This window comes from Kaustia mangrovi (genome assembly GCF_015482775.1).
Lineage (GTDB): Bacteria > Pseudomonadota > Alphaproteobacteria > Rhizobiales > Im1 > Kaustia > Kaustia mangrovi.
Genome location: NZ_CP058214.1, coordinates 1 through 19,458, shown reverse-complemented (window position 1 = coordinate 19,458; position 19,458 = coordinate 1). Strand labels below are relative to the sequence as shown.

General features: G+C 67.6%; 23 protein-coding genes, 5 pseudogenes and 1 riboswitch. Of the genes and pseudogenes, 15 read left to right on the top strand and 13 right to left on the bottom strand.

The window, feature by feature from the left end:
* The first annotated feature begins 89 nt into the window (after positions 1-89).
* Entirely contained in the window at positions 90-659 is a 570-nt protein-coding gene (locus HW532_RS00125; RefSeq protein WP_213162502.1) for an HD domain-containing protein, read from the top strand.
* A 45-nt stretch (positions 660-704) separates the two neighbouring features.
* On the opposite strand, the gene HW532_RS00120 is transcribed toward HW532_RS00125, so the two are convergent.
* The gene (locus HW532_RS00120; protein WP_213162501.1) at positions 705-1,157 is read right to left on the bottom strand and encodes an iron-sulfur cluster assembly scaffold protein; all 453 of its coding nucleotides are present in this window, start codon (positions 1,155-1,157) and stop codon (positions 705-707) included.
* 382 nt (positions 1,158-1,539) lie between these two features.
* Between HW532_RS00120 and folE the strand changes: the two genes are divergently transcribed.
* The 4 genes and pseudogenes from folE to HW532_RS21960 all read left to right on the top strand — a co-directional run bounded on the left by folE (position 1,540) and on the right by HW532_RS21960 (position 3,716).
* The gene (gene folE, locus HW532_RS00115; protein ID WP_213162500.1) at positions 1,540-2,181 is read left to right on the top strand and encodes a GTP cyclohydrolase I FolE; all 642 of its coding nucleotides are present in this window, start codon (positions 1,540-1,542) and stop codon (positions 2,179-2,181) included.
* Between the two features lie 12 nt (positions 2,182-2,193).
* On the top strand, positions 2,194-2,673 hold the full coding sequence (hisI, locus tag HW532_RS00110; protein WP_213162499.1) for a phosphoribosyl-AMP cyclohydrolase: 480 nt from the start codon (positions 2,194-2,196) through the stop codon (positions 2,671-2,673).
* A 108-nt stretch (positions 2,674-2,781) separates the two neighbouring features.
* Positions 2,782-3,279: pseudogene (locus HW532_RS21965) on the top strand (patatin-like phospholipase family protein); the annotation flags it as partial.
* A 215-nt stretch (positions 3,280-3,494) separates the two neighbouring features.
* Complete coding sequence (locus tag HW532_RS21960; protein ID WP_246479372.1) at positions 3,495-3,716, top strand: hypothetical protein; 222 nt, start codon at positions 3,495-3,497, stop codon at positions 3,714-3,716.
* 36 nt (positions 3,717-3,752) lie between these two features.
* On the opposite strand, the gene HW532_RS00100 is transcribed toward HW532_RS21960, so the two are convergent.
* Together HW532_RS00100 and HW532_RS00095 are read right to left on the bottom strand one after the other, a co-directional pair.
* Positions 3,753-4,184: a CBS domain-containing protein gene (locus tag HW532_RS00100; protein WP_213162498.1), complete on the bottom strand. Its 432-nt coding sequence runs from the start codon at positions 4,182-4,184 to the stop codon at positions 3,753-3,755.
* Between the two features lie 104 nt (positions 4,185-4,288).
* A complete protein-coding gene (locus tag HW532_RS00095) occupies positions 4,289-5,044 on the bottom strand; it encodes a rhomboid family intramembrane serine protease (RefSeq protein WP_213162497.1) in 756 nt (251 codons plus the stop codon).
* Positions 5,045-5,336: 292 nt separating this feature from the next.
* Between HW532_RS00095 and HW532_RS00090 the strand changes: the two genes are divergently transcribed.
* On the top strand, positions 5,337-5,948 hold the full coding sequence (locus HW532_RS00090; protein WP_213162496.1) for a PAS domain-containing protein: 612 nt from the start codon (positions 5,337-5,339) through the stop codon (positions 5,946-5,948).
* 193 nt (positions 5,949-6,141) lie between these two features.
* The gene (locus tag HW532_RS00085) at positions 6,142-6,783 is read left to right on the top strand and encodes a transglutaminase-like cysteine peptidase (protein WP_213162495.1); all 642 of its coding nucleotides are present in this window, start codon (positions 6,142-6,144) and stop codon (positions 6,781-6,783) included.
* Positions 6,784-6,805: 22 nt separating this feature from the next.
* Here the strand turns inward: HW532_RS00085 and HW532_RS00080 are convergent, their stop codons facing one another.
* The 5 genes from HW532_RS00080 to HW532_RS00060 all read right to left on the bottom strand — a co-directional run bounded on the left by HW532_RS00080 (position 6,806) and on the right by HW532_RS00060 (position 10,721).
* Positions 6,806-7,336, bottom strand: coding sequence for a gamma carbonic anhydrase family protein (locus HW532_RS00080; protein WP_213162494.1), 531 nt, complete (start codon positions 7,334-7,336; stop codon positions 6,806-6,808).
* A 126-nt stretch (positions 7,337-7,462) separates the two neighbouring features.
* Complete coding sequence (locus HW532_RS00075; protein WP_213162493.1) at positions 7,463-7,672, bottom strand: DUF3126 family protein; 210 nt, start codon at positions 7,670-7,672, stop codon at positions 7,463-7,465.
* Positions 7,673-7,812: 140 nt separating this feature from the next.
* Positions 7,813-8,667, bottom strand: coding sequence for a serine O-acetyltransferase (cysE, locus tag HW532_RS00070; RefSeq protein WP_213162492.1), 855 nt, complete (start codon positions 8,665-8,667; stop codon positions 7,813-7,815).
* Between the two features lie 328 nt (positions 8,668-8,995).
* Positions 8,996-9,910 carry an alpha/beta hydrolase gene (locus HW532_RS00065; protein WP_213162491.1) on the bottom strand — a complete coding sequence of 305 codons (915 nt, stop codon included), beginning with the start codon at positions 9,908-9,910 and terminating at the stop codon, positions 8,996-8,998.
* A 55-nt stretch (positions 9,911-9,965) separates the two neighbouring features.
* Positions 9,966-10,721 carry an alpha/beta fold hydrolase gene (locus HW532_RS00060; RefSeq protein ID WP_213162490.1) on the bottom strand — a complete coding sequence of 252 codons (756 nt, stop codon included), beginning with the start codon at positions 10,719-10,721 and terminating at the stop codon, positions 9,966-9,968.
* 131 nt (positions 10,722-10,852) lie between these two features.
* Here HW532_RS00060 and HW532_RS00055 point away from each other — a divergent pair, with 131 nt between their 5' ends.
* Complete coding sequence (locus tag HW532_RS00055) at positions 10,853-11,101, top strand: zinc-finger domain-containing protein (RefSeq protein ID WP_213162489.1); 249 nt, start codon at positions 10,853-10,855, stop codon at positions 11,099-11,101.
* 6 nt (positions 11,102-11,107) lie between these two features.
* Here the strand turns inward: HW532_RS00055 and HW532_RS00050 are convergent, their stop codons facing one another.
* The 3 genes and pseudogenes from HW532_RS00050 to HW532_RS00040 form a co-directional block, all read right to left on the bottom strand.
* Positions 11,108-11,914 (bottom strand): beta-keto acid cleavage family enzyme, encoded by an 807-nt coding sequence (locus HW532_RS00050; protein WP_213162488.1) that lies wholly within the window; start codon positions 11,912-11,914, stop codon positions 11,108-11,110.
* A gap of 159 nt (positions 11,915-12,073) precedes the next feature.
* A pseudogene (locus tag HW532_RS22485) lies at positions 12,074-12,241 on the bottom strand (LysE family translocator); the annotation flags it as partial.
* A 90-nt stretch (positions 12,242-12,331) separates the two neighbouring features.
* Positions 12,332-12,778: a hypothetical protein gene (locus HW532_RS00040; RefSeq protein WP_213162486.1), complete on the bottom strand. Its 447-nt coding sequence runs from the start codon at positions 12,776-12,778 to the stop codon at positions 12,332-12,334.
* Between the two features lie 296 nt (positions 12,779-13,074).
* Positions 13,075-13,186: riboswitch (TPP riboswitch) on the top strand.
* A gap of 139 nt (positions 13,187-13,325) precedes the next feature.
* On the opposite strand from HW532_RS00040, the gene thiM reads away from it, so the two are divergent.
* The 5 genes and pseudogenes from thiM (at position 13,326) to HW532_RS00020 (ending at position 16,656) form a co-directional block, all read left to right on the top strand.
* The gene (thiM, locus tag HW532_RS00035) at positions 13,326-14,186 is read left to right on the top strand and encodes a hydroxyethylthiazole kinase (RefSeq protein ID WP_246479370.1); all 861 of its coding nucleotides are present in this window, start codon (positions 13,326-13,328) and stop codon (positions 14,184-14,186) included.
* A pseudogene (locus HW532_RS22480) lies at positions 14,144-14,539 on the top strand (thiamine phosphate synthase); the annotation flags it as partial. The gene thiM and the pseudogene HW532_RS22480, both read left to right, overlap by 43 nt.
* An 89-nt stretch (positions 14,540-14,628) precedes the next feature.
* The gene (locus HW532_RS22475; protein WP_425491906.1) at positions 14,629-14,802 is read left to right on the top strand and encodes a thiamine phosphate synthase; all 174 of its coding nucleotides are present in this window, start codon (positions 14,629-14,631) and stop codon (positions 14,800-14,802) included.
* A pseudogene (gene thiD / locus HW532_RS00025) lies at positions 14,799-15,634 on the top strand (bifunctional hydroxymethylpyrimidine kinase/phosphomethylpyrimidine kinase). Before HW532_RS22475 ends, thiD begins: the two are co-directional and overlap by 4 nt.
* Before the next feature lie 98 nt (positions 15,635-15,732).
* The gene (locus HW532_RS00020; RefSeq protein ID WP_246480012.1) at positions 15,733-16,656 is read left to right on the top strand and encodes a TRAP transporter substrate-binding protein; all 924 of its coding nucleotides are present in this window, start codon (positions 15,733-15,735) and stop codon (positions 16,654-16,656) included.
* Positions 16,657-16,937: 281 nt separating this feature from the next.
* Here the strand turns inward: HW532_RS00020 and HW532_RS22315 are convergent.
* Positions 16,938-17,709 (bottom strand): annotated as a pseudogene (locus tag HW532_RS22315) (CoA-transferase subunit beta).
* Entirely contained in the window at positions 17,706-18,572 is an 867-nt protein-coding gene (locus tag HW532_RS00010; protein ID WP_213162484.1) for a CoA transferase subunit A, read from the bottom strand. Before HW532_RS00010 ends, HW532_RS22315 begins: the two are co-directional and overlap by 4 nt.
* A gap of 256 nt (positions 18,573-18,828) precedes the next feature.
* Between HW532_RS00010 and HW532_RS21945 the strand changes: the two genes are divergently transcribed.
* Entirely contained in the window at positions 18,829-18,996 is a 168-nt protein-coding gene (locus HW532_RS21945) for a hypothetical protein (protein WP_246479356.1), read from the top strand.
* The gene (locus HW532_RS21940) at positions 18,993-19,394 is read left to right on the top strand and encodes an IclR family transcriptional regulator domain-containing protein (protein ID WP_246479355.1); all 402 of its coding nucleotides are present in this window, start codon (positions 18,993-18,995) and stop codon (positions 19,392-19,394) included. Before HW532_RS21945 ends, HW532_RS21940 begins: the two co-directional genes overlap by 4 nt.
* Positions 19,395-19,458: the final 64 nt, after the last annotated feature.

Genomic DNA, 19,458 nt, shown 5'->3' with positions numbered 1-19,458 from the left:
ACAGTCGCCCCGCTGGGATTGTTGGAGACGATGTGCGCCCGCGCGCCTGCGGACAAGCGGGTCCGCACACCTCATAACGGGGCTTTGACATGAGCGAACGGACGCAGGACGAGACGGTCGTGCTTGTGGCGGAGGCTTTCGACTTCGCCTGTCGCCATCATACCAACCAGCGCCGGAAGGGCCGGCGCGAGGACCCTTACGTCAATCACCTTGCCGAGGTCGCCCGCCTCGTCGCGCGTGGCACAGCCGGCAGGGACCCCGTCCTGGTCGCCGCCGCCTTGCTGCACGACGTGGTGGAGGACACCGACGTCACCGAGGCCGAAATCGAGCAGGCCTTCGGCGAGGATGTGGCCCGCCTCGTGATGGAAGTCACAGACGACCGGTCTCTGCCGCAAGCCCAACGGCGCGAGCGCCAAATGGAGCAAGCCGCCAGGATATCGCCGCGGGCCCGGATCATCCGCATCGCCGACAAGATCTCCAACATGAACGACCTGTCGCAGAGCCCGTCGAGCGAATGGCCCGACGAAACGGTCAAGGCCTATTTCAACTGGGCCCGCGAGGTGGTGGACCGGTGCCGGGGGGTCTGCCCGAGGCTGGAGGCGGAGTTCGACACGACCTATGGCGAGGGGCTCGTCAGGCTGAGGCGGCGCGCCTCCTGACCGCGACAATCGACCGCAGGGCGGCCAATGGCGGGACGGACCGCCTCAGGCGGTCTCCGCGACGCCGGCATGCGTCTCCTCGACCATCGCGATGGCCTTGCAGACCGCATCGAAGGTCAGGAGGGTGGAGGCATGGCGGGCCTTGAAATCGCGCACCGGCTCCAGGATCGCCAGATCTGCCCACTTGCCCGTGGGCGCCGGCCCGCTCTCCTTGAGCATCGCATACATCTCCTCGCGGACCCTGCGCAACTCGTCGGCCGTCGAGCCGACCACATTGCGCGCCATGATCGAGGAGGAGGCCTGGCCGAGCGCACAGGCCTTCACGTCGTGGCCGAAGGCAGTGACCACATCGCCGTCCATCTTGATATCGACGGTCACCTTGCTGCCGCACAGCTTGGAATGCGCCGTCGCCGTCGCGTCCGGATCGTCGAGACGCTCGGTTAGGGGGATATCGGCGGCGAATTGCAGGATGCGCCGGTTGTAGACGTCGTTCAGCATGGGTCCACTCATCGCGCCACTCTGGAGCGACCTTTCCGCGGTCGGATCGTGCAACCCGACGGCAGGTTTATCTCGCAGACCCCGCATCCACCGGCGCCTGCCACCGCAAGGTCCCTTTCGCACCCGGTCGCTTGAACCGTCCGCGCGAGGGCTCTATATCGAGATTGGCGAATGGCGCCGTGCTGTCAAGGCGGGGCTCATGCTTTTCTGGCATGCGGCTTCATGCTATGCGGGGTCCTTCGCGCAGGCATGCGACATTCAATTTTGTGCTCGAATCTCGTGCTTAAGAGTGATCCTGCCCGCCGGAAACGTCGTACCTGGTAACTCGTGACAGCGACAAAGCGCGAAATCATTGACCAACAAGCCTAGGGAAGCCGATCTCATGGATGCGATTGTCGAACGCATGCCCCGGCGCGACGACGATTCCAACAAGGACTCCGCCGTGAAACGCCCCACGCAGGAAGAGGCCGAAGCCGCCGTCCGTACCCTGATCGCCTGGGCCGGAGACGATCCGGCACGCGAAGGGTTGCTCGACACGCCGAAACGTGTGGTGAAAGCCTATCGCGAGTTCTTCCGCGGCTATGAGGAGGATCCCATCGAGGTGCTTTCGCGCACCTTCGAGGATATCGGCGGCTATGACGACATCGTCATGCTACGCGATATCGACATGAACTCGCATTGCGAGCACCACATGATCCCGTTCATCGGCAAGGCGCATATCGCCTATTTCCCGACCGAGCGCGTGGTCGGCATCTCCAAGCTCGCCCGTGTGGTGGAGATCTATGCCCGCCGCCTGCAGACGCAGGAGACGATGACCGGACAGATCGCCGGCGCGATCGACGTCGCGCTGAAGCCCAAGGGCGTCGCGGTGATGATCGAGGCGGTTCACCAGTGCATGTCGCTCCGGGGCGTTCAGAAGCCGAATGTCGCCACCGTCACGACCCAGTTTACCGGCGAATTCAAGACAAACCCGGCGCTCCAGGCCCGGTTCCTGGAGCTGATCCGGATGAATTCCGGCAAGTAGGTGACGCCGATCATGACCGACAATGCCTTTGCGCCGCGTCTCACCGTCGAACAGGTCGAGGAGGGCGATCAGCTCGCCCCGAAATTCGACGGCGACGGCGTGCTTCCCGTCGTCACCACCGATGCCGGCACGGGCGAGGTGCTGATGCTCGGCTACATGAACGCCGAGGCCTTCAAGCGTACCGTAGAGACCGGAGAGGCCCATTACTGGAGCCGCTCGCGCAAGACCCTGTGGCACAAGGGCGCGACCAGCGGGCTTGTCCAGAAGGTCGTGGACTTCAGGATCGACGACGATCAGGACGCCGTGTGGCTGCGGGTCGAGGTCGCGGGGTCCGGCGCGAGCTGTCACGTCGGCTACCGCTCCTGCTTCTATCGCTCGGTGCCGGTCGGCAAACCTGTCACGCCCGAGATGAAGCTGACCTATCGCGAGGACGAGAAGACCTTCGACCCGAAGGACGTCTACGGCGACGCGCCGAACCCCACGCAGCTCTGAGCCGACAGGCCTTCGATTCCAGGTCTCGCCGTTCACCGGACACTGTGTTCGACGTACCCTCGCCGATCATTGTATCGTGAGCACGCGCAAGTCCGGGGAAACACGGCCATGTTCTGGTGGAATTCGCAGAACGGCGATACGGAGGCGGACGGCGCCAGCGGCCCCTCCTCCCACCGCCCGATCGTCGGCGTCGCACTCGGCGCGGGCGCGGCCCGGGGCTGGGCCCATATCGGCGTGATCGAACGGCTGGTCGAGGCCGGCGTGCCCATCGACGTGGTGGCCGGCACCTCAATCGGCGCGCTTGCCGGGGGATGCTTCGCGGCCGGCAAGCTGGAGGAACTCAAGACCTTCGCACTCGAGCTGACGCGCCGGCGCGTCTTCTCTCTCCTCGACTTCTCCTGGCAGGGCGGCGGGCTGATCTCCGGCGACAGGCTGAGCGAACTCCTCCGGGACCATCTCGGCGACATGACATTCGACGATCTCGGCCGCCCCTTCATCTGCATCGCAACCGAGCTTCTGAGCGGTCACGAGCTCTGGCTGAACGAAGGCGTCGTTGCCGATGCTCTGCGGGCTTCCTGCGCGCTGCCCGGCGTCTTCAAGCCCGTCGAGCGGGACGGTCGCTGGCTGATCGACGGCGCGGTCGTCAACCCGATTCCCGTTTCGGCGTGCCGGGCCATGCAGGCCAATATCGTCATCGCCGTGAATGTGAACAACGACGCCTTCGGCGGCACGGTTATTCAGACCAAGGACCTGCTGTCGCTCGACGTGAACGGAAGGCGGGGGCACAGGCGCGGCAAGAGCCCTCCCCCGGCGTCACCACCGTGCTCGTCGCCGCCTTCAACATTTCCCAGGATCGTCTGGCACGCTCGCGGCTCGGGGGCGATCCGCCGGACGTCACGATCTTCCCGCGCACCCCCGAGGTCGGCCTGTTCGACTTCGACAAGGCCGAACTCGCCATCCAGGCCGGCCGCGACGCCGCCGAACGGGTTCTCCCGGAGATCGAGGACGCACTCGCACGGCTTACCCGCACCGAGGCATTCTGACGGCGGGTCCGCGCCGCGCGTGCCGCCATGCCCCTGTCAGCCGGAGGTGATGTACTGCTTCATCGCCTCCGCCTCGAGCTCGGCCTCGGCGATGCGCGCCTTCACCACATCGCCAATCGAGACGATGCCCACGAGCCGGCCGTCGGCCAGAACGGGGAGATGGCGGATGCGGTGCTCCGTCATGACACCCATCAGCTCCGCGACCGAATCGTCCTCCCCGCACGCCAGCACCGGGCTGGTCATGAATTCGCTCACCGCCTCGCCGAGCGTGGAGGGCCCGTGCTCGGCCACGGCGCGCACGATATCGCGCTCCGAGATGATGCCGACGACCTGCCCCTCCGGCTCCGCGATCACGATCGCGCCGATCCGGCGCGAGGTCAGGCTGTTGGCGATGTCCAGGAGCGTGGTCTCGGGCGCGGCTGTCGCCACGTCGCGCCCCTTCGACTTCAGGATGGCAGAGACGGTCATGGGTATCCTCCGCTGGATCGCCTGCACCTGCCCGCCGACATGCCCGCCCGCGTGCAGGAGCCGATCGGTCCTTCCTTGTTCCGGCAGGTCATCCTGCCATACGGTCAGTGTAGGACGTTTTGGCGGGAAGGGAAATTGCGCCGCCACGGATCGAGCGGGCCGAAGATCGCAAGCCCCGCGAAGAAGCCGGCGATATGGGCCTCCCATGCGATCCTCTGGCCTTCTCCCAGGAAGGCGATCCCGCTGAGTCCCATAGCGAAGTTGAGGCCGACCCAGACGAGGATGAAGATGAGCGCATTGGGCGTGCCGAAGGTCTCAAGGAGACCCAGCACCCGGACATGCGCGGGATGCATGCGCGAGGCATGGAACAACCCGCCGGGCGCGCTGAAGATGAAACGCGTCGCCGCGCCCATTTGTCCGGAAATCGCCGCGGACGCGCCGATGACCGGCACGAGCTCACCCCAGTAGATCGCCAGGTGCGCAAGCGCGCCGGCGACGCCGGACACCGCGCTCAGCACGAGAAAGCGCCCCGGCGGCAGCCTGCGCGCGACGACCGTTCCGAAAGCCAGCATCCACAGGCAGTTCACGAGGAGATGGGTGAAATCCCCGTGCAGGAACATGTGGGTGACGAAACTCCAGTAGTCGGCCCCGATGCCGCCGGGAATGAAGTCCGGCGGATAGGCCGCCGTGTCCGCATAGCGCGCCGGAATGAAGGCGAAGGCCAGGAGCATCCATACGCCCTGCCGGTCCGGCAGCATCATGCGGACCGCATGCACGGCCACGAATGTCGCGATGAGGACAACCACGACCCGCGGTGCGTTGATGGCGCGGTCGCGATCTGGCGGGGTTCTGTGATCCATGGGTGGCAATCGGGCTCGCAAGCAGCCTTCGGGACAAAATCGGTAGCCTGTCCGCCCGGCGACCTGTCCCATTCTGACTTGCCGCAGCCCGCGGGATGACCACCCTCGTGCCTGCCTAGTACCGCATTCTGACAGATCTTTGAACCGCGGATCTTGTCCCGGAGGCTTCCCCAAGGGCGGGTCCGCGCACAAAGCCTCGTCCGGGCGCGCAATGGCGGGAACTGGCACGGGCTCTGCAAAGCAGAGACGACACGAACATGCAATCATCAGCAGGCCAAGGCCCACCCACACCATGGCGGACGCCCTGAACACCCTCATAACCGCCGTCGAGCGCTTCCAGCATCCCTGGGCCCGCAAGCTCTACGTCATATGGAACGACTGGCGCGGCGACCGGCGAATGCCGGTCATCGGCGAGGAGCCGGACCTCGCCGGGCTGTCCGCCCTCCTGCCCTACATGCTGTTGCTGGCCCCCGGCGCACTGGGCGCAAGCTACCGCTTTCGCCTGTCGGGAACGGGCTTGCGGCTCCTGGCCGGCACCGATCTGACCGGCCGCGACATCCTCGATCTCCTGCCCGAGCTGCCCGAACGCCGGGCGCTCGCCACAGCGCTCCGGGAGGTTGTCGGCGACCATCGCCCGGTGATGCTGCGCCTGTCCGGGGAGGCGGCGGACGGTGCCCGGCTTGCCCTGGAGATGCTGTGCCTGCCGGTCCGCTTCGGTGCGCATAACAGGGTGCACATAATGGGCGTGCTACTGCCCTGCGGCGAGGCGCCACCGCTCGTCTCCCTCCCGATCACACGCTACCGCCTTCTGGAGCGCATCGCGATCGGGGGGCCAGTGGCGCCCGCCGCCCCCAGCGGAACCGCTGGACGTTTCGTGCCCGCCCCTATCCCGCGGATCGTGTGATCTGCGCCGCCGCCGGGTGCGGCGCCCCGCTGTTAGGATTCCGGTTAGGTTATCGGATCATTACTTGGTTTTACTCACTCGTGAAATTCATATTCCATAAATGCTCTTTTCCGGTTCCCGGTTTTATTAATCTTCTCCCCACGACCGCCCCCTAGGATCGCCCCGACAAGACCTTGGAACGGGGCGTCCATCGATGATCTGGAGACTACTGTGCGCGACAAGCGCGCTCATCATCGGCCTTGGGGGGCCGGGCTGGACGAACGAGCGCACGGCCGGGCCGGGCTCTCAGCAGCGCTATGCGCGCTTTGCCACCATCTATGGCGAAACCCTGCCGCCTATCGGCTATGTGGAATTCTGCGAGCGCTACGAGCAGGAGTGCCCGTCGCAATCCGTCCGGCCGCGACGCGTGGTGCTGACGGCGGAGCGCTGGCGCCAGCTCACCACCGTCAACGAGAACGTCAACGGCCAGATCCGGCCGGTGACCGACGCCGAGCTCCATCACGTTCCCGAATACTGGGATTTCCCGACGCGCGAGGGCGACTGCGAGGACTTCGTCCTCCTGAAGCGCCAGTATCTTATCTCCATGGGCTGGCCGAAACAGGCACTCCTCATCACCGTCGTGCTCGACGAGAACGGCGACGGGCACGCCGTCCTCACCGCGGTGACCGACCGGGGCGACTTCGTGCTCGACAATCAGAGGCCACGGGTCGAGCCGTGGCGCTCCGTGCCCTACCGGTTCCTGAAGCGGCAGTCCGCCAGCAATCCGAATGTCTGGGTGTCGCTCGACCCGAACGCGCCGCCGAATTCCGCGCCGATCGCGGGCCGCAACCGCTGAGCGCCCCGCCTGCCGGGCGAGCCTAGACCAGCGCCCTCACACCGCGCGAATAGCGCTGCCAGTTGGCCACATAATGTTCCGCCGACAGGGCAAGCCCTTCCACCTCCTCCGGCGTGAGCGCGCGGACGACGCGGCCCGGCATCCCGATGACGAGGGAATTGTCCGGGATCTCCTTGCCTTCCGGGATCAGCGCATGGGCGCCGATAATGCAGTTGCGCCCGATCCGGGCATTGTTGAGGATGCAGGCCCCCATCCCGATGAGCGACTGGTCGGCAATCGTGCAACCATGCAGGATGACCTTGTGGCCGACGGTCACATTGGCGCCGACGGTCAGCGGGCAGCCCTCGTCGGTGTGCAGGACCGAGCCGTCCTGGACGTTGCTGTTCTCGCCGATGCGGATGAGCTCGTTGTCGCCGCGCAGGACCGCGCCGAACCACACGCTCGCATTGCGCTCCAGCATCACCCGCCCGACGACGTCCGCCGACGGCGCGATCCAGTAGTGCCCGTCCTCGGGGAGAATCGGCCGCACGCCGTCCAGTTCGTAGATCGCCATCTGTCAGTCTCTCCTTGCCCGCGTCGCTCAGCGTTTCCGGCCGGCAGCATACGGGGATGGCGGCCGCGATTCCACAGTGCGCGCGGACAATGCCGCATCATGGCAAGGCCGGCCCGGCGGCTCGCGTCACTCCGGCAGGTCGATGTCGAGAATCGCCATCTGGAACTGGTAGGAGAGGTCGCCGTCCTCATCGTCGCGGAAGATCACGCCGATGAACTCGTCGCCCATATAGACCTCGGCCGAATCGGTCTTCTGCGGGCGCCGGCGCACCGTCAGAGAGGGATTGAACCGGGTCTTGAAGTATTCCGTCAGCTTGCGGATTTCGTCTGGATGCACGCTCGCGCTCCCTGGCCTGTGTGATGTGTCTCGACGCCTGCGGAACGACAGAGATCACCGGCAGAGTCGGCAACGCGATCCCGGCACCGCCGCTCCGCCGACGACAGCTGGCAAGGTGGTAGCAGCGCTTGCCCGCACCCTCAAGGGTCGACCGCGGGAATGTCGTCCCCCTCGCCCTCGTTTTCCTCAGGCAGGCGATGGTCCATGCGCCGGGACGGCTCCGAGCAGCCCGCATAGCCGACGACCTTGGCCGGAACGCCGGCGACCGTGCGGTTCGGCGGCACGTCGTGGAGCACCACGCTGCCGGCGGCCACGCGCGAGCAGGCGCCGATCTCGATATTGCCGAGGATCTCCGCACCCGCCCCGATCAGCACGCCGCGGCGCACTTTCGGATGCCGGTCTCCATCCACCTTTCCGGTGCCGCCGAGCGTCACGCTGTGGAGCATCGACACGTCGTCCTCCACGACCGCGGTCTCGCCGATGACGATCGCATGGGCATGGTCGATCATGATGCCGCGCCCCATGACGGCCGCCGGATTGATGTCGACCCCGAAGACTTGGGAGGACTGGCTCTGGAGATAGAAGGCGAAATCGCGCCGCCCCATCTTCCAGAGGCGGTGCGCCATGCGATGGGTCTGGATCGCCTGGAAGCCCTTGAAGTAGAGGACCGGCTCGAGATAGCGCGAGCATGCGGGGTCGCGGTCATAGACGGCCGTGATGTCGGCGCGCATCGCGGCCCCGATCTCCGGCTCCTCCTCCAGCGCGTCCTCGAAGGCCTGCACGATGAGCTCGGAGCACACATCCGCATTGCCGAGGCGCTGCGCCACCCGGTGACTGACCGCCTGCTCCAGCGTGTCGTAGTTGAGGATCGTCGCGAAGATGAAACCGCCGAGGCTCGGATCGGTCTCCGTAACCCCCTCCGCTTCCTCGCGGATCTGCGACCAGACCGGATCGAGACGCTCGATCGCCTCCGCAGACGGTGCGTGGCGCGCCATGGCTCGCTCTCCTTGTCCTTCATGGACACCGCGCGGGCGGCGTCGCTTCTCGTCGATCAAGCATATGTAGGTGAACCATCGCCTGTCTACCATAGCGAAACACGCCACGCCGGAAACGGGCCGCGCCGCAACTCAAGGGCCCAGCACCGACAACGCGGGCCCCGCGCCCGTTTCCAGTACCGAAGCCCGCCCTGTCTCTTCGTCATTCCCGCGACAGCGGGAATCCAAAAGCGTCCCCAGAGACATGGATCCCCGCTTGCGCGGGGATGACGAACCAGGAATGCCGCATGCCGACCGAATAATCACCGGGCCCCCGGGACCTGGCCCCTCAGCGGCAGCAGGCGCCGGCGGGGAGGTTTGAGAGGAAATCGAGCACCGCGTCGGCGAAGACGTCGTTCTTGTCTCCGGCGACCATGTGCCGGGCACCGGTCACATCGGCAAGGCGCGCCTGCGGCACAAGCTCCAGGAACGTCCGCGCCTCCGCCTCGCCGACAAGCTCGCTTTCGCGGCCCCGCACCAGGAGAACGGGCAGGTCGAGCCTCCTTGCGGCAGCCACGAGCCGTGTTTCCAGCTCCGGCCTGTGGCCCTTGCCGTCGGTTCGCTCCCTCGCATCGAGGAAGCGCGGATCCCAGTGCCAGCGATACCGTCCATCCGGATCGAGCCGGAGGTTCTTCCGCAGCCCGCTCAGGTCGCGCGGCGGCGGACGGTGCGGCAGATAGGAGGAAATGACTGCCGCGGCGTCCTCGAGCGAGGAGAACCCCTCCTCCACATGTGCGCCCATGAAATCGAGAACCCGCGCAACGCCGTCCGACTTCATGGTCGGCGTGATGTCCACCAGCACCAGAGCCGAGGCCGGGGCGGGCTCGTCCCGGCCGGTCGCGACCAGCCCGGCCATGCCGCCGAGCGAGGCGCCGATCAGCGCCGGCCGCTGGCCGAAGCGGTCCTCGATGTCGCCTGCCACCGCCGCGAGATCGGCGGCATAGGCTTCCAGGGAATAGTCGCCATCCGCGATCCAGTCGCTGTCGCCATGGCCGCGCTGGTCGATAGTGACCGCAAGCCAGCCCGCTTCGGCGAGCCTGCGGGCCGTTCCGCGCCAGGAATGCCGCGTCTGCCCGCCGCCATGGGCAAGGACGACGGCACCGCGCGGCGCGCCGTCCGGCGCCTCGTGCAGATCGCCGGCGATCCGGTTGCCCGCCGATCCGGTGAACGATGTGCGCCTGTGTGCGCTGGCCCGCTGCTCCATGGAAAGCCCGATCCCGTCCGCTTGTCCGCCAGACTTTGACGTTAACGTCAACTTGTCAAGACTGAAAGGACCGCAGGAAGTCGAGCACGCCCTCCTTGTAGCGCTTGTCGCCGACGGTACGCATGTGGTCCCGTCCCTCGATGACAAGCCCCGTGGCATTGGGCAGAAGCTCGACCAGGGGCGCCACGGGGCCCGCCGTGTCGTCGTCGGACCCGGCGACGACGAGGGTCGGCGCCCTGATGCCGGCGACCTCCTCCGCCTTGATCTTCTGGCGCGAGGAGCGCATGCAGGCGGCGAGCGCCTTCAGGTCGCTGCCCGTCTGCTCGGCGAACAGGCGGAAGGTGCGCGGCATGCGCTCCGTCACCCGGTCGCTGCTGTCGGCCTCGAGCGCCTGGGCGACCTCCTCCGCGCCGCCCACACCCTTGACGAGATTGTCGGCGAGACCGGCGAGGATGACCCGGCGCACACGGTCGGGGTGCTTGATGGCGAGGAAGGCGGCGATGCGCGCGCCCATGGAGTAGCCCATCACGTCGGCGCGTTCGAGGCCCAGGTGATCGAGCAGCCGACAGGCGTCGTTGGCCATGATCGGCGCGCCGTAATCGGCCGGATCGTAGAGCTTCTCGCTGTTGCCGTGACCGCGATTGTCGACGGTGATGACCTCGCGGCCATCGCGCACCAGCGCATCGACCCAGCCCGTATCGACCCAGTTGACCCGTCCGTTTGACGCGAAGCCGTGAATGAGCAGGATCGGCTCTCCGTCGCCAGCGATCTCATAGGCGATGGTCACTCCGTCTGATTGAAAGGTCGGCACGAATTGACGCTCCTTGAAAGGTTTCGGCCGCAGTTTGCGGGACACATTGTCCAGGCGGCCTTTGCGGTTCGGTCCAGATATGCTATCCGCCGGTTCGGCAATCCTCGTCACGGGCTCAAGGTAGGGTGGACATGGCTGATCCGGTCGTTCCCAAGTTCCACAACGACGCTGGCGTCGACATCGTCGAAATCGGCGTCAAGGAATTCGAGTGCATGGGTGCGGCACCGCCTCATGACCATCCTCACGTCTACCTCGATATGGGCGATGAAACGGAGATCATCTGCCCGTATTGCTCAACGGTCTATCGCTACAATCCGGCGCTGAAGCCGGAAGACTCAAAGCCCGCCGACGCGTTCTACCGCGCCGCGCACACGCCCTGACCGCGATCACGTCAGGGTCTCCGCGAGGAAGGCCCGGGCGCGCGCCGGCGCCATGACGGTGTGACCGGCGCCCTCAAGCCGCGCGACCGTGGCCGCGACGAGTTCCTCGTTGCTGCCCGCCACCCGGCCGTCCGGCAGGTGGAGATTGTTCTCGAAACCGACACGCACATGCCCGCCGCGTTCGGCGGCCGCGCATGCGCATTCGCTCTCGCGCCGGCCAAACGCACACAAGGCCCAGGGCAGATCCTCGTCACCCAGCGCATCGAGAAACGGGTCCAGATCCTCCGGCGCCGATTGCTGGTCGCGCGCATAGCGCCCCAGGACGAACAGCGCGAACGGCCTTGCGAAGGGCACGACACCCGCATCGCGCATCGCCAGGAGGCGTTCAAGCTCCTCCGGGCCGTAGACGATGAATTGAGGCGCGATCTTTTCTGCCCGAAGCCAGGCCAGGAACGCCGCGCCCGCGGCCTCGTGGGCCTCGTCGGGGATCAGCTCCTTGAGCGCCAGCGAAACCGCCTCCGGACGCACCTCGCGCACGCATGCCATCTGCTCTTCCGGCGAGTACAGGCCCACCGCCTCGGTCGTGATCTGAAGGATCGCGTCGGGCCCGACCGCCTCGCGCGCGAGCGTAAGCGCCTTACGATAGCGTGCGGCATCCAGGCTGTGCCGCCCTTCGCCGTCGCGGACATGGAGATGGATCGCCGCGGCGCCGGCGTGCACGCAGGCACCGGCCGTTGCCGCAATATCCTCTTCCGCGATCGGAAGGGCCGGGTGGTCGAGGCGTGTCCGGCGCGCGCCGTTGGGCGCTGCCATAACCATAACCTGACCTGGCGCCATGGGCCGTCTCTCGCCTCGCTTCGGTGTGAGCATCGTGCCGTACTGGCCGGAGACGGCGAGATTACCAATGACAGCTCCGGCGAGCTATGCCGCATCCGCATGGCACCTGCCCGGCGAGCGTCTGGAAAACCGGTTCTATCGGGTCGCGATGGCGGCCGCCGCGCCAGCCATGGCCGAAGCGCCGACACGGTTGGCCGCGCGCATGGCCCGCGGGCTCCTCAGAAAGCGGCGTGCCTGGGCCGCCGTTGCAACCCACACCAGATCGATGGCCACGAGAACGGCGATCATCGTCGCGGTCAGAAGGGCCCCGGCGAAAATCGCAAGCGAAGACACGTCCACCGAACACCTCCCCTGCCTCAACCATGACCGTCGCCTGTGAAACGAACGGCGATGCTACGGTGTTTCCCCGGCGATCGTCTCTGCCAATATCGATCTCAGATCGCCGTCGCGTTCTCCATAGCGGATATTGTCGACGCGCCAGCCCTGCGCGGACCGGGAAAGCACCAATATGTCAGTCCACCCCATCTCGGGGGCGTCGGCATACTTGTAGCGGATCGTCACTTCCGGGCGCTCGGCGGTGCCGGACACGGAGCCGACCTCGCAAGTGCCGGCGGCGTCCTGCACGCCTTTCCAGGGCACGCCGTCGCCAAGCGGCGACTTCTCGCCCGTCGCCTTCTCGATCCTGTTGCCACGGTCGCGCGCCTCTTCGATCTGGCCGGCGAGCTCGCGCGTGACAAGCGGGCCGAACACCGCCGGATCGTCAGGGGGCCAGCTGTCGTATTCGTTCGGGTCGTAGCGGGCGATATCCGGGATCAGCGTCTTGCAGAATCGCCCCGCCATTTCGGCTGCATCCCTCTCAGAAAGAGAAGAGGACCCGGCAATTGCCGCCGAACCCAATGACACCGCCGCAGTTGCCGCAAGGAGTATCCGCCCTGGCATGTCTTCCCCGTTTTCATTCCGGCCATCGTTGTACGACAGCGGTTGTGGTGCCGATCCGGATCGGCGGCGAAACTCTAGCACCGCGAATACCCACGTGGAATACAGCCCTCCCTCCGGATCGACCGACCCGCCCCGCTCGTCGCGGACCAAGCCGATTACCGGTTGATGCCCGATCCGCGAACCCCTATCCTGTCCGGCGATTGCCCACGGGGTGCCCTTGCTTTCAGGGCTGAGAGGCGCGCGGAACGCGCCAACCCGTCGAACCTGATCCAGGTCATGCTGGCGTAGGGACTGGGGCCTTGCCGGTCACTCAAGGACCGCATCGATGCCCGCGGACGCTTCCTGAACGGCCTTCCCGCGGGCGACCTCCCCAAGGACCAGCCGAAACCGGCATGACGGGATGGCTCCGCTCGCCGGGCGGAGCGGTCATGCGATGTGGAGGCCTGCATTGTCCAAGACGCCGACCGAGATCGTCACAGCCGAACGGGCCGGGCTTCTGCTCGCCCGCCTGCGCACGCAAGGCCCTCTCGTCCATTGCCTCACCAATACAGTGGCGGCGAACTTCACCGCCAATGCGCTGCTCGCCATCGGCGCCTCGCCCGCCATGGTCGACAATACCGAGGAGGCGCAGGCCTTCGCGCGCGCCGCCGGTGCGGTGCTCGTCAATCTCGGCACGCTCACGCCCCAGACGGCGGCGGCCATGCGGCTTGCGGTCAAGGGCGCGCGCGAGGCCGGCCGCCCCTGGGTGCTCGACCCCGTGGCCGTCGGCGCGCTCGACTACCGCACGCGCCTTGCCGCCGATCTCGTGAGCGAGGCGCCAACCGCGATCCGGGGCAATGCCTCGGAAATCCTGAGCCTTGCCGGCGAGACCGCCCAGGCCGGGCGCGGTGTCGACAGCGCGGCCTCCTCCGCCGACGCCGTGGAGGCCGCACGCAGCCTTGCGCATGCCACCGGTGCCGTGGTGGGCGTGACCGGCGAGCGGGACTATGTGAGCGACGGCGCGCGGCTTGTCGCGCTCGCCAACGGCCATCCGCTCATGCCACGGGTCACCGCGCTCGGCTGCGCGCTGAGCGCCATCGTCGCGGCCTTCCTCGCCATTGCCGACGAACCTGCGGAGGCCACGGCAGCCGCGCTGCTGACCGTCGGCGTCGCGGGCGAGATGGCCGCCGACGGCGCCCGCGGGCCGGCAAGCTTCGCGACCGCCCTTGTCGACACGCTCTACACCATGACTGCCGAAGATCTTGAGAAGAGAGGACATATCGAGCCATGCCCGCACGCCGCACGATCGACCTTGCGCTCTACCTCGTGACCGATCCGGAGCTCTGCCGCGCGCATGGCATCGCGGAAACCGTGCGCGCCGCCGTCGCCGGCGGGGTCACCGCCGTGCAGCTGCGCGACAAGACGTCGGAACGCGGCGATGTCTACGAGACGGCGCTCGCCCTCAAGGCCGCGCTCGACGGCTCCGGCGTTCCGCTCATCGTCAACGACCATGTGGATATCGCCATGGCGGTGGGGGCCGAAGGCGTCCATGTGGGCCAGACGGACATGCCGCCGGAAGTCGCCCGCCGGCTCGTGGGGCCGGATGTGGCGATCGGCTTTTCCACCCATAACGAGGCGGAGATCGCCCGGCTCGATCCCGACATCGTCGACTATGCGGGGCTCGGCCCGTTCTGGCCGACCGGAACGAAGGCGAATGCCTCCCCCGCCCTCACCCCTCCGGGCGCGCGCCCGCGCTGCGCCGGCTCATCCCGGTGCCGACGGTCGCCATTGGCGGCATCACCGCGGACAGGGTGCCGGATGCGATGGCGGCGGGCGTGGAGGGCGTGGCCGTCGTCTCCGCCATCTGCGGCACGCCGGACCCGCAGGCTGCCGCGCGCGCCCTGCGCCAGGCCGTCGACCGGGCAAGGGAAAGGCAGGACGCATGAGCTGGCCAACGGCACTGACCATTGCCGGGTCCGATTCCGGAGGCGGCGCGGGCATCCAAGCCGATCTGAAGACCTTTTCCGCGCTCGGCGTCTATGGCGCCTCCGTCATCACCGCGCTCACCGCCCAGAACACGCAGGCCGTGACCGGCGTGATGGACGTGCCGGCGGATTTCGTGACCCGCCAGATCGATGCGGTCTTTGGCGATATCGCCGTCCATGCGGTGAAGATCGGCATGCTGAGCCGGGTGGAGACGATCCGCGCCGTCGCCGATGGCCTCAGGCGCTACCGCCCGGCCCATGTGGTACTCGACCCCGTCATGATAGCCAAGAGCGGCGACGCCCTGCTTCGCGACGAGGCCATCGCGGTCCTGTGCGAGGAGCTTCTGCCGCTCGCCACGCTGGTCACGCCCAACCTGCCCGAGGCCCAGCGGCTCGCGGGCGCGACCGGTCCGGTGAGCGAGGACGACATGGCAGGCCTCGGCGCCGCGCTTCTGGCGCTCGGCCCCCGGGCCGTGCTGGTGAAGGGCGGACATCTGAACGGCCCCGAGAGTCCCGATCTCCTGTGTACCGGCGATGCGACGACGTGGCTGCCGGGCCCGCGCCTTGCCAGCCGCAACACCCATGGCACCGGTTGCACCCTGTCGTCGGCCATCGCCGCCCTGCTTGCGCGCGCGAGGATCTCGCCGGCGCGGTACGCGGCGCGAAGGCCTACACCACGGCCGCTATCGCCGGGGCCGACCGGCTCGACATCGGCGGCGGGCATGGGCCCGTGCACCATTTCCACGCGCTCTGGGACACCGTCGCCCCCGAAACCGACGGAGGGGCATCATGACCGGCCCGAGCCGCAGGACCCTTCTCGGCACCGGCGTCGCGGCTGTGGCCGGGATTGCCGCCCCGGCGGTCGCGCGGGGCCAGACCCGGAAATGGCGCATGGTGACGTCCTGGCCGAAAAACCTGCCGGGCCCCGGCGTCACCGCCCAGCGCCTTGCCGACCGCATCACGGCACTGTCGGGCGGGCGCATCGCGGTGGAGCTCTATGCTGCGGGCGAGCTGGTCTCGGGCCTTGAGGTGCTCGACGCGGTCGCCGGCGACCTCGCCGAGATCGGCCATACGGCCTCGTTCTTCTGGACCGGCAAGATGCCGGCGGCGGCCTATTTTACCGCCACGCCCTTCGGCCTCACACCGCTGGAGCATATCGCCTGGATCGACCATGGCGGCGGGCAGGCGCTGTGGGACGAGCTCTATGCGCCCTTCGGCGTAAAGCCCTTCATGGCCGGCAATTCTGGCATGCAGATGGGCGGCTGGCTCAGGCGCGAGATCGAGACGCTCGATGACATGAAGGGGCTGAAGTTCCGCATTCCGGGGCTTGGCGGCGAGGTCTTCGAAAAGCTCGGCGCCACGCCGGTCGTCATCCCGCCCTCGGAAATCCTTACCGCGCTCCAGACCGGCGCCATCGACGGCACGGAGTTTCTCGGCCCCTGGAGCGACCGGTCGGCGGGCTTCTACAAGGTCGCGCCCTTTTATTACTGGCCGGGATTCCACGAGCCGAACGGCACCGGCGAGGCCATCGTCAACCTGACCGTCTGGCAGGAACTTCCCGACGATCTGAAGGCCGTCGTGGAGACGGCCTGCCGCGCCGTCCAGATCTGGGCGCTGTCGGAGACGGAATGGCGCAATTCGGAGGCGCTCCAGGCGCTGCGCGACGACGGCGTGACGCTCAGGCGCTGGCCGGACGACGTTCTCGCTGTCGCCCCGGTCGGCCTCCCGCGAGGTGATGGAGCGGTTCGCCTCGGGCAGCGACATCGAGCGCCGCATCCACGCCTCCCATCGCGCCATGCTCGCCCGCGCCTATGACTGGTCGGAAATTTCCGCCAAGGCCTTCCTCAGCGTGCGCAATCCGGACGCGGTGTAAATCGCATGTCGCTGTTTGCGCCCCCTCACCCTCCCATCGTCTGGCGACGATGGGCCCCTCCCTCTCCCGCAAGGGGAGAGGGAAATGAGGCGATCCCGCTACCTAACCCTCTCCCCTTGCGGGAGAGGGGGGCGCCGAAAGGCGCCGGTGAGGGGAAGTGAGCCTGCAACAGGCGATTGCCTCACCCGTCAAGAGAACGACGGAAGACGACCGCCCCCCGTCCTCACGCCGCGTCGCCATGGGCACGGGCGGTTCGCTCGTTCAGCGCGCGCAGGGCGTCGAGCTCCTCGGCGCGCGGCGCCGGCGTCTCCTCCAGCGTATCGGCGAACTTCACCGCCCAACCGGTGTTCTCCACCACGTCCTCGCGGGTAACGCCGGGATGGAGCGCGGTGACCGTAAGCTCCTTCGTCTCCGGATCCGGCCGCATGATGGCAAAGGTCGGTGACGATGAGCGTCGGCCCTTCGTGGTCACCCCGTGGCCTCGCGGTCGCCGCCGCCCGAGCCGTGGCCCAGCGAGGTCACGAAATCGACCTTGTCGACGAAGCTGCGCTTCGACTGGCGCATGACCACGAAGATCTCGCCGGCCGAGGTGGCGATCTCCGGCGCGCCGCCGCCGCCCGGCAGGCGTACCTTCGGGTCGTCGTAATCGCCGATGACGGTGGTGTTGATATTGGCGAACTTGTCAATCTGCGCGGCCCCGAGGAAGCCGACGGTGATGCGCCCGCCCTGCAGCCAGTAGCGGAACATCTCCGGCACGGAGACCGTGGTCAGCGCCGTCTCGCACAGCTCGCCGTCGCCGATGGAGAGCGGCAGCACGTCGGGCGCGTGTCGAGCGTGCCCGATTCATAGACGAGAGCGACCTCCGGCGCGTGGGTCAGCCGCGCCAGATTGGCCGCGGCGGACGGCATGCCGATGCCGACGAAGCACACATCCTCGTTCTTCAGCGCCCGCGCGGCGGCGACGGTCATCATCTCCGTTGCGGTATAGCCGGTCATGCGCCTGCCCCTTCCTTCATGCTGGCATCGACGAACTGCGCGAAACGCTCCGGCCCGCCCTTCAGGACATGCTCATCGATCCAGGCGGTGAAGGCGTCGCGGTCGCGCGAGATGGCGTCCCAGGCCTTGTAGAAGGCGTTGTCGCGCTTGTAGTAGCCATGGGCATAGGAGGGATGCGCGCCGCCCGGCACGACGGCGATGGCCGACACCGCCCAGCTTGGCAGGACGACCGCATTGGGGCTGCGCGGCCCGAAGCTGTCGACGACCTCCTCCACCGTCACCAGCGAGCGGCTTGCGGAGAGCACCGCCTCCTTCTGCACGCCGACAATGCCCTCGATCAGCACATTGCCCTCTCGGTCGGCCTTCTGGGCGTGGACGACCGCGGCGTCGGGGCGGATCGCGGGAACGGCGGCGAGCTTCTCGCCCGTGAACGGGCAGGTGACGGACCGGATATTCGGATTGACCCTTGCGAGGTCCGCCCCGAGATAGCCTCGGAATACGGCGCAGGGCAGCCCGGCCGCGCCCGCCTCATAGGCGTTGGCCATGGCGGCATGGCTGTGCTCCTCCGCCTCCAGCGGCGCGGGCCAGCCCTTCTCGATCGCCTCGCGCATGCGATGCAGCGATCCCACCCCCGGATTGCCGCCCCAGGAGAACACGATCTTGCGCGCACACCCCGCCCCGATCATCTGGTCGTAGACGATGTCGGGCGTCATGCGGATGAGCGTCAGGTCCTTGCGTCCCTGACGGATGGTCTCGTGGCCCGCGGCATGGGGAATGAGGTGGGTGAAGCCTTCCATCGCCACGGTATCGCCGTCGCGGACGATATCCTCCACGGCGTCGGCGAGGTCGAGGAATTGTGCCATTGCTGCCTGCCGGTCGCTTTATAGGTTCGCAATGCGAACTTTTTTGCTACAATGCGGTCACCGTATTGACCGCCCTCCCCTTGTCAAGCCGAGGACCTCCGAGCGCCATGACCATGCAGGACAGCAGGACCGACCCGCCGGCGGAGGCCGACCGCCGGGACCATGTGAGCTCGCTCGCCAAGGGGCTCCACGTCATGGAGGTGCTCGCCGCGCGCCGGAAAGCCTGACGCTCACCGAGGTCGCCGACGCCGCCGGCATGTCGCGCGCGACGGCCCGCCGCTTCCTGCTGACGCTTGTCGATCTGGGCTATGCGGCACGGACGGGCAAGCGCTTCGCGCTCACCGCACGCCTGCTCGCTGTGGCGGGCTCGCGGCTCGGCATGGGGCTTCTGTGGCACCTGGCGAACCGCATTTGCGAGCCGTGAGCCGAACGCTCAACGAATCCTGCTCGGCGGCCATCCTCGACGGGCCGGATGTGGTCTATGTGGCGCGCGCCGCGGCCAATCGCGTCATGTCGGTCAACCTCACCGTCGGCTCGCGCCTGCCCGCCCATTGCACCTCCATGGGCCGCGCCATACTGGCGTTTCTGGAGCCCGCCGAGCGCGCGGCCGCCCTCTCCGCCCTGAGCCTTGCCCGCCACACGCCGCACACGATAACCGACCGGGCCGCGCTCGCAGCCGAGCTCGACCGGGTCGCCGCGGCGGGCCACGCGGTCGTCGACCAGGAGCTGGAGATCGGCCTGCGCTCCATCGCCGTGCCGGTCCGCCATGCCGACGGGCGCGCCATGGCGGCCCTCAACGTCTCCACCCATGCCGGCCGGTGAGTGTCGAGGAGATGACGGAGCGTTTCCTGCCGCCGCCTGCGCGAGCCGCCGGGCCGCATCGCCG